This is a genomic window from Streptomyces sp. NPDC005374 (genome assembly GCF_042872225.1).
Lineage (GTDB): Bacteria > Actinomycetota > Actinomycetes > Streptomycetales > Streptomycetaceae > Streptomyces.
The window spans coordinates 25,502-37,900 of record NZ_JBIAKA010000023.1 but is presented as its reverse complement, the minus strand read 5'-3'; the positions used below and the strand labels follow the sequence as shown (position 1 = coordinate 37,900).

The 12,399-nt window shown below is 70.4% G+C and carries 12 protein-coding genes; 6 read left to right on the top strand and 6 right to left on the bottom strand.

Going from position 1 to position 12,399, the window contains the following annotated elements:
• The first annotated feature begins 209 nt into the window (after positions 1-209).
• Positions 210-1,889 (top strand): RDD family protein, encoded by a 1,680-nt coding sequence (locus tag ACFYRX_RS41160; RefSeq protein WP_389111803.1) that lies wholly within the window; start codon positions 210-212, stop codon positions 1,887-1,889.
• Positions 1,890-1,978: 89 nt separating this feature from the next.
• Positions 1,979-2,617 carry an RDD family protein gene (locus ACFYRX_RS41155; RefSeq protein WP_389111802.1) on the top strand — a complete coding sequence of 213 codons (639 nt, stop codon included), beginning with the start codon at positions 1,979-1,981 and terminating at the stop codon, positions 2,615-2,617.
• 77 nt (positions 2,618-2,694) lie between these two features.
• Here the strand turns inward: ACFYRX_RS41155 and ACFYRX_RS41150 are convergent, their stop codons facing one another.
• Positions 2,695-2,955, bottom strand: a complete 261-nt coding sequence (locus ACFYRX_RS41150) for a hypothetical protein (RefSeq protein WP_389111800.1) — start codon at positions 2,953-2,955, stop codon at positions 2,695-2,697.
• A 336-nt stretch (positions 2,956-3,291) separates the two neighbouring features.
• On the opposite strand from ACFYRX_RS41150, the gene ACFYRX_RS41145 reads away from it, so the two are divergent.
• Positions 3,292-5,640, top strand: coding sequence for an immune inhibitor A domain-containing protein (locus tag ACFYRX_RS41145; RefSeq protein ID WP_389111799.1), 2,349 nt, complete (start codon positions 3,292-3,294; stop codon positions 5,638-5,640).
• Positions 5,641-5,759: 119 nt separating this feature from the next.
• Entirely contained in the window at positions 5,760-6,107 is a 348-nt protein-coding gene (locus ACFYRX_RS41140) for a hypothetical protein (protein ID WP_389111797.1), read from the top strand.
• A gap of 108 nt (positions 6,108-6,215) precedes the next feature.
• Here the strand turns inward: ACFYRX_RS41140 and ACFYRX_RS41135 are convergent, their stop codons facing one another.
• From ACFYRX_RS41135 to ACFYRX_RS41125, 3 genes are read right to left on the bottom strand one after another with little or no spacing between them, the layout of a single operon-like run.
• Complete coding sequence (locus ACFYRX_RS41135; RefSeq protein WP_389111795.1) at positions 6,216-7,001, bottom strand: ABC transporter permease; 786 nt, start codon at positions 6,999-7,001, stop codon at positions 6,216-6,218.
• Positions 6,998-7,978, bottom strand: coding sequence for an ATP-binding cassette domain-containing protein (locus ACFYRX_RS41130; RefSeq protein ID WP_389111794.1), 981 nt, complete (start codon positions 7,976-7,978; stop codon positions 6,998-7,000). Before ACFYRX_RS41130 ends, ACFYRX_RS41135 begins: the two co-directional genes overlap by 4 nt.
• Before the next feature lie 47 nt (positions 7,979-8,025).
• Positions 8,026-8,703 (bottom strand): DUF4097 family beta strand repeat-containing protein, encoded by a 678-nt coding sequence (locus tag ACFYRX_RS41125; protein ID WP_389111955.1) that lies wholly within the window; start codon positions 8,701-8,703, stop codon positions 8,026-8,028.
• 223 nt (positions 8,704-8,926) lie between these two features.
• Between ACFYRX_RS41125 and ACFYRX_RS41120 the strand changes: the two genes are divergently transcribed.
• Complete coding sequence (locus ACFYRX_RS41120; RefSeq protein WP_389111954.1) at positions 8,927-9,667, top strand: helix-turn-helix domain-containing protein; 741 nt, start codon at positions 8,927-8,929, stop codon at positions 9,665-9,667.
• Positions 9,668-9,980: 313 nt separating this feature from the next.
• On the opposite strand, the gene ACFYRX_RS41115 is transcribed toward ACFYRX_RS41120, so the two are convergent.
• Together ACFYRX_RS41115 and ACFYRX_RS41110 are read right to left on the bottom strand one after the other, a co-directional pair.
• Positions 9,981-10,568 carry an isochorismatase family protein gene (locus tag ACFYRX_RS41115; protein ID WP_389111792.1) on the bottom strand — a complete coding sequence of 196 codons (588 nt, stop codon included), beginning with the start codon at positions 10,566-10,568 and terminating at the stop codon, positions 9,981-9,983.
• 103 nt (positions 10,569-10,671) lie between these two features.
• Positions 10,672-12,018, bottom strand: a complete 1,347-nt coding sequence (locus tag ACFYRX_RS41110; protein ID WP_389111790.1) for a nicotinate phosphoribosyltransferase — start codon at positions 12,016-12,018, stop codon at positions 10,672-10,674.
• Between the two features lie 57 nt (positions 12,019-12,075).
• Here ACFYRX_RS41110 and clpS point away from each other — a divergent pair, with 57 nt between their 5' ends.
• Positions 12,076-12,393 (top strand): ATP-dependent Clp protease adapter ClpS, encoded by a 318-nt coding sequence (clpS, locus tag ACFYRX_RS41105; protein WP_020138980.1) that lies wholly within the window; start codon positions 12,076-12,078, stop codon positions 12,391-12,393.
• The last annotated feature ends 6 nt before the right edge of the window (positions 12,394-12,399 follow it).

Sequence of the window (12,399 nt, the reverse complement as noted above, 5' to 3'; positions counted from 1 at the left end):
CATTACGCGGGTTCGGCGAACTTTTTTCCGCCGGGGTTGCTGCCGGGTTCACGGACGGGGCACGGTCGGCACCACAACAGGTCTCACAGCCGGTATCACGGTCGTGCCCAAAAGGGGTGGGTCCGGTGGGACTGGCGGTGGGTCTTGCGCCGGTCTGATAGATGTGGAGCCCCCTCCATTGACCCCCGAGCAGATACGGGACGACGGACATGAGCGCCCCAACCCCGGCACCCGGTGACGACAGGCCCCGCGAGGGCTATTACCCGGACCCGTCCATTCCTGGATATGTCCGTTACTGGAACGGCTCCTCCTGGGTGCCGGGCACCAGCCGCCCCGCCCCGGCGGCCGGCGAACCGCTCGCCCCGCCGGCGGGCGAGGGCTCCGCGCCCGGCCCGGTCCCGTCCCCGGTCGAGGAGACGGGCCCGCACTTCTTCGACGAGGAGCCGGCCGCGCATCCCGCCGCCGAGGCCCAGCACGGCAGCCGCCCCGAACCCGCGTCCGCGTGGTCCGCCGACCGGACCCACCAGGCGGGCTTCGGCGGTGACCAGGACCGCCGCGTGTCGTGGGGCTCCCCCCAGGGAGCCCAGGGGGCTCAAGGGGCCCAGCACGGCGTACCGCAGCAGAGCGCACCGCAGGGCGTCGACCCGAGGGTGGCCGGTGCCGGTCGGCCCGCCGAGGGTCCCTCCCCGGTCCAGCCGGACGGGCACGCAGCCCGGACCGACGGCACGGCGACCATCCCGCCCGCCGAGCCGGACGAGGACGGCGGCACCCGCGTCTTCCGCAGGCCCACGGCAGGGTCGGGGGCGGCGTCCGGGGGAGCGGGAACCGCACCGCGGACGGACGGTGACGACGGAACCATGAAGTTCCGCGCGCTCTCCCCGCGCACGGCGCAGCAGAGCGGGGGGCCCGGGGCGCAGAACGGAAGCACGCCCGGGCCCGCGTATTCCGGCCCCGGCGCCCAGGGCGCCCCCGGCGTCGGCGCACAGCGTCCCGCGGCCGACGGTGCCGCGGCTCCCGCCGGCCCCCAGGGCCCCGGCTTCGGTGCCGGCAAGGCCGCCGCCGAACGGGCCGCGGTCACCGGTGCTTCAGGGCCCCAGGGTCCCGCCTCCGCCGCTGCCGGTGCCCTGCCCGGGTCCCAGCAGCCCGCCCCCGCCGCAGGCCCGCAGACGGCTTCTCCGGGCCTGCCCCAGCAAGGCCGGCCGCAGCAGGGCGCCGGGCAGCACCAGGGTTCCCACCCGGCCCCAGGAGTCCAGCCCGCCGCGGCCCCCATGAGCGCCGGTCCCGGTGGCGGTCAGCCCTCCTGGGCGCAGCAGGTGCACCGGCTCGCCGGGCCCGACGAGGAGCAGCCCGCCCCCTGGAAGCCGCCGGTCGAGGACATCTTCCAGGCGGCCGCCCGCCGCCAGGCCGCCGCGAGACCCGCGGGCCTCGGCAAGCGCCTGGCCGCCCGCCTCCTGGACACCCTCGTCGTCGGCGCGGTGACCGCCGTGGCCGCCGTCCCCCTCGGCACCAGGGCCGCCGACCACGTGAGCGAGAAGATCGACGCGGCCAAGCTCTCCGGCGAGACCGTGACGATCTGGCTGCTCGACGGCACCACGTCGGTGTACCTCGGCATCGTGGTCGCCGTCCTCCTCGTCGCCGGCGTCCTGTACGAGGCGCTGCCCACCGCCAAGTGGGGCCGCACCCTCGGCAAGAAGCTGCTCGGCCTGGAGGTGCGGGACATCGAGGCCCACGAGCCCCCGTCCTTCGGCGGTGCCCTGCGCCGCTGGCTCGTCTACAGCGTCCCGGGTCTGCTCGGCATCGGCCTCGTGGGCGTCGCCTGGTGTCTGTTCGACCGGCCGTGGCGGCAGTGCTGGCACGACAAGGCGGCGCATACGTTCGTGGCCGGCTGAGCGAGTACGGCGAAGGGCGTACCGGATTCGGTACTCCGGACGGCCGCTCGCCGGATGCGGAGCCGGGGGGTTCGCGGTCCACTCGGGCCATGAGCAGTGAACCGCCTCCCGGCTCCGGCCAGCAGCCGCCGGACGACGACCCGTTCAGGAAGCAGCCCCCGCCTGCCGAGGGCTCGGGATCGCCGTACAACACGCCGCCCCCGCCGCCGCCCTACGGTGGCGGCCCCCAGGGCGGCGATCCGTACGGCGGCGGCTCCTACCCCACCGACCCGCTGTCCGGCATGCCGCCGCTGGCCCCCAGCGGCCGGCGCACGCTCGCCCGCATCATCGACATGATCATGGTGGGGGTCGTCGTCTGGCTGATCACCTGGGGCATCGGGGTGAGCGAGTACGACGTCAACAGCGACGACATGCAGTACGGCAAGTCGCTCGCGCAGTCGCTCCTCGCGGCGGTGCTCTACATCGCCTATGACACCGTCATGATCACCCGGTCCGGGCAGACGCTCGGCAAGAAGTGGCTCGGGATGCGGGTGGCGAACCTCGACAACGGCTCCACGCCCTCCGTGCAGACCACGCTGATCCGCTCGGCGGTGCTGTGGATCCCGTTCGCGTTCTGCTGCGCCTGCATCTGGACCGCGATCTCGGGCGGCTGGAGCTACTTCGACAAGCCCTACAAGCAGGGTCTGCACGACAAGGCGGCGAAGACGGTAGTGGTCAGCGCCGGCTGACCCGACCCGGCCGGGACGCGTCCGGCTCGCCCCGGGGATCCCGGGACGAGCCGGAGCACGGTCGGCGAACCCAGCGTTCAGGCGGCAGTCTTGGAGCCCGTGGCCACGGCAGGCACGGGCTCTTCCGCTGTGTGCCGTACGGGCTTGCGCAGGGCGATCACGCGGGACTTGGGCTGTGGCACCGTCAAGGCGACCAGCAGGCCGAGGGCGAGCGCCGAGACGGCGATCACCGCGGTCCCCACGGTCGAACTCGTCTGTGACAGCAGCAGCATGGCGAGCGTCGAGAAGATGACGGTGATCGAACCGTAGGTGAGCTGTGCGGCGGTCGGACGAGGCATGGCAATCGTGTCCTCGGAATTGGGGGTACACGGGGGGTGTCGGCCTGGCATTCCGCCGGCACCCGGGCGTTCCGCCAATCGACTCTAATCGGCTGTCTGCCCGAGTGGAACGAACGGTAAGCGTGACCTAACCAACAGTGCCGGAGCACAGGGGGCGCACGGAGTCATGGCGTCCACCAAGTGGACCTCGGTGCGCGCCCGTCGTGTTGCGGTCCCGTGTCCGCAATACGAACACCGGCTCCTAATAATGCAATTGACGGGTCCAAGTCAAGGTCTGTCTTTTTTCCTCAACCTTTAGTCAAATACCGGTCACTTGACTAAAGGGGAGAGGCTCAAGTGACAGACAGATCCTGGACGTTCAGAACGGCGGCGACGGTGGTCGCCCTCGCGGCGGCTTCGGTCACGTTCTCGACGTTCGCCGTGGCACAGGCCGCGGACGACAAGTTCGCGGAGACCACCGCGGTCGGCCGACAGGACCCGCAACCGGCGAAGGCCAGGGAGCACGACTTCGACGGCCCGCTGACCAAGACCCGGCAGGCGCAGCGCCAGGAGGCGCTCGACCAGGTCATATCCGGCGCCGCCACGGTGAAGAACCGCGACGGCTCCAAGGTGGTCCAGCTCAAGAGCCGCAAGGGCGACAGCAAGTACGTCGAACTCGGCCGCGAGAAGACCGACAAGATCTTCACCATCCTGGTCGAGTTCGGCGACCAGGTCGACCCCCGCTACGGCGGCACGGCCGGCCCGCTGCACAACAAGATCGCCCAGCCGGACCGCAAGCAGGACAACAGCACGGCCTGGCAGGCGGACTACAACCAGGCGCACTTCCAGGACCTGTACTTCGGTACCGGCAAGAAGAGCGAGTCGCTGAAGAAGTACTACGAGAAGCAGTCCTCGGGCCGCTACTCGGTCGAGGGCGAGGTCACCGACTGGGTCAAGGTCCCGTACAACGAGGCCCGTTACGGCTCCAACGACGCCGCGACCGGCGCCTGGTACGCGGTCCAGGACGGCGTCAACGCCTGGGTCGCCGAGCGCGAGGCCGCCGGTGACACGGCCGCCGAAATCAGCACGGAACTGGCCCAGTTCGACCAGTGGGACCGCTACGACTTCGACGGCGACGGCAACTTCAACGAGCCCGACGGCTACATCGACCACTTCCAGATCGTGCACGCCGGCGAGGACGAGTCCGCGGGCGGCGGCGCCCAGGGCGAGGACGCCATCTGGGCGCACCGCTGGTACGCCTTCGGCACCGACGCCGGCTCCACCGGTCCCTCCGGCAACAAGCTCGGCGGCACCCAGATCGGCAACACCGGCATCTGGGTCGGCGACTACACCATCCAGCCGGAGAACGGCGGCCTGGGCGTCTACGCCCACGAGTACGGCCACGACCTCGGCCTGCCCGACGAGTACGACACCTCCGGCGGCGGCGAGAACTCCACCGGCTTCTGGACGTTGATGTCCTCCGGCTCCTGGCTCGGCACCGGCAAGCAGTCCATCGGCGACCTGCCGGGCGACATGAACGCCTGGGACAAGCTCCAACTGGGCTGGCTCGACTACGACGTGGCCAACGCCGGCAAGCGCTCCAACCACAAGCTGGGCGTCGCGGAGTACAACACCAAGGACGCCCAGGCGCTCGTGGTCCAGCTGCCGGAGAAGGAGGTCACCACCGAGGTGGTCACCCCGGCGCAGGGCGCGACCCAGTGGTGGAGCGGCAGCGGTGACGACCTGCGCAACACCCTGACCCGCCCGGTCGACCTCACCGGCAAGTCCGCCGCGGCGCTGACCCTCGACGGCTGGTGGGACATCGAGCAGGACTACGACTACCTCTACACCGAGGTCTCCACCGACGGCTCCAACTGGACGCCGATCGACGGCACTCTGGCCGACGGCACCGCCATCCCGAAGGACGGCAGCGGCAAGCCCGCCCTCACCGGCACGGTGGACGCCTACCAGAAGCTGACCTTCCCGCTGAACGCCTACGCGGGCCAGAAGATCCAGCTGCGCTTCCGCTACGCCACCGACGGCGGCGTGGCCCAGAAGGGCTTCGCGGCCGACGAGATCACGGTGACCGCCGACGGCGCGACCCTGTTCTCCGACAACGCCGAGACGGCGGACGCCGCCTGGACCGCGAACGGCTTCTCCCGCATCGGCGCGTCCATCACGGACGACTACGCGCAGTACTACATCGCCGAGAACCGCCAATACGTGTCGTACGACAAGGTGTTGAAGGTCGGTCCCTACAACTACGGCTTCTCGACGACCCGTCCGGCCTGGGTGGAGCACTACGCCTACCAGAACGGCCTGTTGATCTGGAAGTGGGACACCTCGCAGGCGGACGACAACACCAGCCAGCACCCGGGCGAGGGCCTGATCCTTCCGGTCGACTCCCACCCGACCGCGCTGAAGTGGTCCGACGGCACGCTGATGCGCAACCGCATCCAGGCCTACGACTCGACCTTCAGCTGGTACCCGACGGACGCGATCACGCTCCACAACGCCGACGTCGCGACGAAGATCAAGTCGCAGCCGGGCGTCCCGGTCTTCGACGACCGACGGTCGACGTACTACGACACGTCGAACCCGCTCGCCGGTGTCAAGATCACTGACACCAACACCCGGATAAAGATCGTCAAGGAGCCGCTGAACGGCCAGACGGTCACCCTCCAGGTCGGACCTTCGGGCAAGTAAAGGTAAAACTGCAGGTCAAAAGCGTATCGGCGGCAACCCCTGGCGGGTTGCCGCCGATCGTGTTTAGGTGCGTCCTGTGGCTTCCTTATTGACACCGACGCGCACGGGGGTGTGACTGCATGGCCGCAGGAGGTTTCTGCAAGCTGCCGAACGGCAGGGTGGTGGTGGCGTTGAACCTGCCCCGCCCGCCCACCGACGGCTGCGGCAGCGTGCGCGTGCTGGTCCACTCCCACAACCGGGCGCGCGCCCTGACCAGGCTGCGCAACCTGGGCCTGCGCGCGGTGTACCTGAGGGGCAACGCCGCGCCCCCGAGCCCGGACGAGATCACCGCCGTACTGCACCATCCGGACGGCCTGATATGGCGTACCGCCCCCGACAACGCTGTCGTGGGCGGCCCCGAGCTCGCCCAGGAGCTGTGGCACCCGATCAGGAGCCTGCTGAGGCGACCGGCGGCACCGGCGGCGTAGCGGGCCCGCCACCCGGCCGGACAGGGCGGCGTACTCCGACGAGGTGTCGGTGTACGCCGCCCTGCGGTGGGGAGGGGGTGCGGGAGCCGGCCCGCGCTGTCATGGCGGTTACTTCGGATCCTGGTCGAACCTCGAGGCCGACCAGCGGTACCCGAGCACCGCGAGGCCCACGCACCAGGCGACGGCGAGCCAGCCGTTGTCGCCGATCCCGGTGCCGAGCAGCAGACCGCGCAGGGTCTCGATGGCCGGCGTGAAGGGCTGGTACTCCGCGATCGGCTGGAACCAGCCCGGCATCGCGTCGACCGGGACGAACGTGCTGGAGATGAGCGGCAGGAAGATCAGCGGCATGGCGTTGTTGCTCGCGGCCTCGGCGTTGGGGCTGACCAGGCCCATGCCGACCGCGATCCAGGTGAGCGCGGTGGCGAAGAGCACGAGCAGGCCGAACGCCGCGAGCCACTCCAGGGCGGTGGCGTCGGTGGAGCGGAAGCCGATGGCGACGCCGACGGCGCCCACGAGGGCCACGCTCGCGACCGACTGGAGCACGCTGCCGACGACGTGCCCGACGAGCACCGAACCGCGGTGGATCGCCATCGTCCGGAAGCGGGCGATGATGCCCTCGGACATGTCGGTGGAGACGGAGACCGCCGTCCCGATCGTGGTGGAGCCGATGGTCATCAGCAGGAGCCCCGGGACGAGGTAGGCGATGTAGTCGGAGCGGTCGCCGCCGCCGATCCCCGCGCTCATCGTGTCGCCGAAGACGTACACGAAGAGCAGCAACAGCATGATCGGCGTGAGCAGCAGGTTCAGGGTGAGGGACGGGTAGCGCCGCGCGTGCAGGAGGTTGCGGCGCAGCATCGTCGACGAATCGCGTACGGCGAGGGAGAGGGTGCTCATCGGACGGTCTCCTTGCTCGGGTCGGTGACGTCGGGGGTGTCGCTGCTGTCGGTGCCGCCGGTCAGGGCGAAGAACACGTCGTCGAGGTCGGGGGTGTGCACGGTCAGCTCGTCGGCCTCGACACCGGCCGCCTCGAGGCGGCCGAGGACGGCGAACAGCTCGCGCTGGCTGCCGTCGCTGGGGATCTGCAGGGACAGCGACTCGTCGTCCCGGGTGACCTCGCCGAGCGCGGTGACGGCGTCCTGGTAGGCGTCCGGGTCGGTGAAGCGGAGTCTCACGTGGCCGCCGGGGACGATCCGCTTGAGCTCCTCCGCGGTGCCCTCGGCGGCGATCCTCCCGTCGTGGAGCACGGCGATCCGGTCGGCGAGCTCGTCGGCCTCCTCCAGGTACTGCGTGGTGAGGAGGACGGTGACGCCGTCGGACACCAGCTCCCGGATGATCCCCCACATGGTGTGCCGGGAACGCGGATCGAGCCCGGTGGTCGGTTCGTCCAGGAAGATGATCCGCGGGCCGCCCACCAGGGTCATGGCGATGTCGAGGCGGCGCTTCATGCCCCCGGAGTAGGTCGAGGCGGGCTTCTTCGCCGCCTCGGTGAGATCGAACCGCTCCAGCAGCTCGGCGGCGACCCGCCTGCCCTCGCCCTTGGAGAGGTGGTGCAGGTCCGCCATGAGGAGCATGTTCTCCTCGCCGGTGATCAGCCCGTCCACGGCGGAGAACTGCCCGGTGACCCCGATCACGGCACGCACGGCCTGCGGATCGGCGGCCAGGTCGTGACCGCCGATGTGGATGCCGCCGGTGCCCTGGTCGGCGGAGACGAGGGTGGAGAGGATCTTGACGACGGTGGTCTTGCCGGCGCCGTTCGGACCGAGCAGGGAGAAGATCGTTCCCTCCGGGACCGCCAGGTCGACGCCGTCGAGGACGGTCTTGTCGCCGTAGGACTTGCGCAGCCCGTTCGCCGCGATGGCCAGGTGGGTCATGAGGGGTGCCCTGTCTTTCTGGTGGGTTCGGAGGTCGTCGGCGGAGGTCAGAGGCTGCGGGCGGTGATGTCGCCGTGCGAGGTGGTCGCGCGGATGTGCAGGTCGGCGGCGGCGCCCTCGGTGTTCTTGAGCGAGTTGTGGATGCGGCCGTAGCCGGTGCCGGCGTCGAGGGTGGCGGAGGTCCCCTGGGCGGTGTCGACCGAGAGCGAGCCCATCTGGGTGGTCAGTGCGACCGTGCCGCGTACGGCCTCGGTGACCTGGATGTCGCCCTTCTGCGTGGTGATCTCGGCGGGGCCGGTCAGGCGGCCGACGGTGATGTCGCCGTCCGCGGCGGTGAGGCTGACGCTCGCGGCCTCGTCGATCTTCACGGGGCCGTAGGCGCCCTCGAAGGTGATGTCGCCGAGGCGTCCGACGACCCGGAACCCGGTGGCGGCAGCCTTGGCCCGGAGGTGGGAGCCAGCCGGGACCTGGAGGGTGACCTCGACGGATCCGGACTGGCCGAGGATTCGGTTCTTCGGGGCCGGGGCCGGGGTCGAGATCCGCAGGACGCCGTCGTCGTAGGAGACCTCGATCTGCTCGGCCGCCTGCACGTCGCGGCTCTTGGCCGGGTTGGCCGGCAGCACCTGGACCGTGCTGTCGGTGCGGTCGGCGGCGATGACCTGGATGCGGCCCGCGGGGATGTCGAGGACGGCGGTGACGGGAGTGGTGGTGTCGAACTTCTGCATCATGCTCTCCTGCGTTCGTTGCTGTTTCCGATGATGGAAAAGCTACGTTGCGTTTGAGGTTCAGGCAACGTACTTGTTGCAAGCGGATAGCATTCATGCAGCTCAAGTGCATATTTTCATTGCAACGACCCTGAAGATAACGCAACGCTGGATGGGCGATCGTTGCAATCGACTGAGGGTGAACGCTATGCTGGAGACACCACGGACCATGAAGGAGACCGCGATGCCGGGAGGCAGGCTCACCCAGCAGGAACGTCAGCAGATCGCGCTGGGACTGGCGGACGGCCTCGCCTACGCGGAGATCGCCCGGCGCCTGGACCGCCCGACCTCGACCATCACGCGTGAGGTCATGCGCAACGGCGGCCCCACCGCCTACCGCGCCGACCTCGCCCACCGGGCGACCGAACACCGCGCCCATCGCCGCAGGCAGGCCGCGCCCAGGGCGGCGGGGGCGCCGCCGCAGACACCCGGACGTGACGCCGAGGCCGTACGCGAGTACGAGGAGACACTCACCACCGTCTTCATGCAGTCGGGCACGCCCAAGATGATGGCGCGGGTGATGGCCAGCCTCACCATCAGCGACGGGGGCAGCCTCACCGCGTCCGAACTCGTCGAGCGCCTCCAGGTCAGCCCGGCGTCCATCTCCAAAGCGATGTCGTTCCTCGTGGGCCAGGATCTCGTCCGGCGAGAACGCGACGAACGCCGCCGCGACCGCTACGTCGTCGACGACGACGTCATGTACCAGGGGATGATGGCCAGCGCCCGGTCCACCGCGCAGGTCGCCGAGACCGCACGGCAGGGTGTCGGCATCCTCGGCTCAGGCACTCCGGCCGCCACCCGCCTGGAGAACATCGCCCGCTTCCTCGAATTCGTCTCCGAGAGCCTCGCCCGCGCCGCGGACCAGGCCCGGGACATCCTCCACACGAAGCCCGACACCACCGCGGAGCCGGCCCCGAACCACTGAGGACGCCCGGATCGCACGCCCCCGACAAGAACACCGGACGCGGGCCACGGCCGGTGAACCGGACCTTACGGCTGCCCGCCGGGCGCCACTGGTCAAAGGACCGAAGATATGAGGCTGTCGCCCCGGACCGTCACCGCCCGGTGGATCGGAGACCTAGGGCCGGACCACCGGGCGCCGCCGACCAGACCACCGGAGACCTACGGCACACCACCGGAGACCTCCCGCCGGACCCGCCGGCGATCTCCCTCCGGACCCGTCGGGAGGCCCCCCGCCGGACCGTCGGAATCTGCGGCCCGGCCGCCCCGCGTTCGTGCTAGACGACCGGCTTTCCGGACAGTTCCACGCCCGCCTCGCGGAGTTCCTCGAGTGCCCGCTCGGTGGTCGCCTCGGCGACCCCGGCGGTGAGGTCCAGCAGTACCTGCGTGCGGAAACCCTCGCGCGCCGCGTCCAGCGCCGTGGCCCGCACGCAGTGGTCCGTGGCGATCCCGACCACGTCCACCTCGGACACGTTCCGCGCCCGCAGCCAGTCGGCCAGCGTCACGCCGTTCTCGTCGGCGCCCTCGAACCCGCTGTAGGCGGCCGCGTACGCCCCCTTGTCGAACACGGCGTCGACCGCACCCGAGGCCACGGCAGGCGCGAAGTTCGGGTGGAAGCCCACCCCCTCGGTACCGGCGACGCAGTGCGCGGGCCAGGAGTGCGCGAAGTCCGGGTTGTCGGCGAAGTGGCCGCCGGGCGCGATGTGGTGGTCGCGGGTGGCCACCACATGCTGGTAGCCGGAGCCCGCCGCCTGCCCGATCAACTCGGTGACGGCGGCGGCCACATCGGCACCCCCGGCCACCGCGAGACTGCCCCCTTCGCAGAAGTCGTTCTGCACGTCAACGACGATCAAGGCGCGGCGCATGGTGGTGTCCTTCGACGGCGGTCCCCCGACTCCTGCGAACCCGGGGGAGGGTGAACTTACGAGCCTAGAGACTTCGACGGCACTGCGGGAGGGCGCACCCGCATTAGCTACCCGGGCGCCCCTGTACGTACTCCGTCGGAATGACCGGCTCTCCGCGCGACAACTGCGTCGCCGACAACGGCAGGTTGGCCCGCGCGGCCGCATGCCGGTCCCGTACGACGTCCAGCGCCTCCCGCGCGACGACCTCGCCGCCCTTGACCAGCTCGACGAGCAGCTGCCGGTCCGTGAGCGCGGGAGGAACCGGTCCCGTGCCCACCACCTCCGCCTCCGCGACCCCGTCCGCGTCCAGCCGCCGTGCCGCCCACTTGCGGCCGCCGACCGAGCTCTTGCCTCCGGACGACTTCTTCGCGACCGGGATCAGCGGCGCCTTCGGATCGTCCGACTCGGCGCGGGCGACCAGCTTGTAGACCATCGACGCGGTCGGATGCCCGGACCCGGTCACCAGCTGGGTGCCGACGCCGTACGCGTCCACCGGGGCCACCGCCAGTGAGGCGATGGCGTACTCGTCGAGGTCGGAGGTGACGATGATCCGCGTCCTCTTCGCGCCCAGCTCGTCCAGCTGCTGCCGCACCCGGTGCGCGACGAGGAGCAGGTCGCCGGAGTCGATGCGCACGGCCCCCAGCTCGGGCCCGGCGACCTCCACGGCCGTACGGACGGCCTCGGTGACGTCGTAGGTGTCCACGAGCAGCGTGGTGTTCCGGCCCAGCGAGTCGACCTGGGCCTGGAAGGCGTCCCGCTCCTGGTCGTGCAGCAGGGTGAAGGCGTGGGCGGAGGTGCCCACCGTGGGGATGCCGTAGCGGAAACCGGCGGCGAGGTCGGAGGTGGTGGCGAAACCGCCGACGTAGGCGGCGCGGGCGGCGGCCACCGCGGACAGCTCGTGGGTGCGGCGCGCACCCATCTCGATCAGCGGCCGGTCGCCCGCGGCCGAGGACATCCGGGAGGCGGCCGCGGCTATCGCGGAGTCGTGGTTGAGGATCGAGAGGATCACGGTCTCCAGGAGCACGCACTCGGCGAAGGAGCCCTCCACCCGCATGATCGGCGAGCCCGGGAAGTACACCTCGCCCTCCGGGTAGCCCCAGATGTCACCGCCGAAGCGGTAGGAGGCGAGCCAGTCCAGGGTCTCCTCGTCGACGATGTCCCGCTCGCGCAGGAAGCCGAGGACGTCCGCGTCGAAGCGGAAGTTCTCCACCGCGTCCAGCACCCGGCCGGTGCCCGCGACGACGCCGTAGCGCCGCCCCTCCGGCAGCCGCCGGGTGAAGACCTCGAACACGCTGCGCCGTTCGGCGGTACCCGCCTTGAGCGCGGCCTGGAGCATCGTGAGCTCGTACTGGTCCGTGAAGAGCGCCGTCGAGGGAACGTCCACCGGCAGCCCAAGATCCGCAGTGTTCATGACGAGCATGCTACCCCTCTTCGCGTCAGTGTGACGATTTATGCTGTGCGTGGCAGCATGGGCCGTGTGACGTCACCCGCTCCCGTAGAGATCGAACGCACCGAGTCGGCGGAGGAGGTCTTCGCCGTACCCGAGCCGGACGTCCCCTGGGTCACGATCGTGCACAACGACCCGGTCAACCTCATGAGCTACGTGACCTACGTCTTCCAGACGTACTTCGGCTACTCGAAGGACAAGGCCACCAAGCTGATGATGGACGTCCATCACAAGGGCCGGGCGGTCGTCTCCAGCGGCAGCCGCGAGGAGATGGAACGCGATGTGCAGGCCATGCACGGATACGGCCTGTGGGCCACCCTCCAGCAGGACCGGAAGTAGCGATAT

Excerpts from the sequence above, each read along its gene's own strand:
- ACFYRX_RS41150 (WP_389111800.1), bottom strand. The coding sequence starts at position 2,955 with ATGCCTCGTCCGACCGCCGCACAGCTCACCTACGGTTCGATCACCGTC.
- ACFYRX_RS41160 (WP_389111803.1), top strand. The coding sequence starts at position 210 with ATGAGCGCCCCAACCCCGGCACCCGGTGACGACAGGCCCCGCGAGGGC.
- ACFYRX_RS41115 (WP_389111792.1), bottom strand. The coding sequence starts at position 10,568 with ATGCGCCGCGCCTTGATCGTCGTTGACGTGCAGAACGACTTCTGCGAA.
- ACFYRX_RS41110 (WP_389111790.1), bottom strand. The coding sequence starts at position 12,018 with ATGAACACTGCGGATCTTGGGCTGCCGGTGGACGTTCCCTCGACGGCG.
- clpS (WP_020138980.1), top strand. The coding sequence starts at position 12,076 with ATGGGCCGTGTGACGTCACCCGCTCCCGTAGAGATCGAACGCACCGAG.
- ACFYRX_RS41125 (WP_389111955.1), bottom strand. The coding sequence starts at position 8,703 with ATGCAGAAGTTCGACACCACCACTCCCGTCACCGCCGTCCTCGACATC.
- ACFYRX_RS41120 (WP_389111954.1), top strand. The coding sequence starts at position 8,927 with ATGCCGGGAGGCAGGCTCACCCAGCAGGAACGTCAGCAGATCGCGCTG.
- ACFYRX_RS41130 (WP_389111794.1), bottom strand. The coding sequence starts at position 7,978 with ATGACCCACCTGGCCATCGCGGCGAACGGGCTGCGCAAGTCCTACGGC.
- ACFYRX_RS41155 (WP_389111802.1), top strand. The coding sequence starts at position 1,979 with ATGAGCAGTGAACCGCCTCCCGGCTCCGGCCAGCAGCCGCCGGACGAC.
- ACFYRX_RS41140 (WP_389111797.1), top strand. The coding sequence starts at position 5,760 with ATGGCCGCAGGAGGTTTCTGCAAGCTGCCGAACGGCAGGGTGGTGGTG.
- ACFYRX_RS41135 (WP_389111795.1), bottom strand. The coding sequence starts at position 7,001 with ATGAGCACCCTCTCCCTCGCCGTACGCGATTCGTCGACGATGCTGCGC.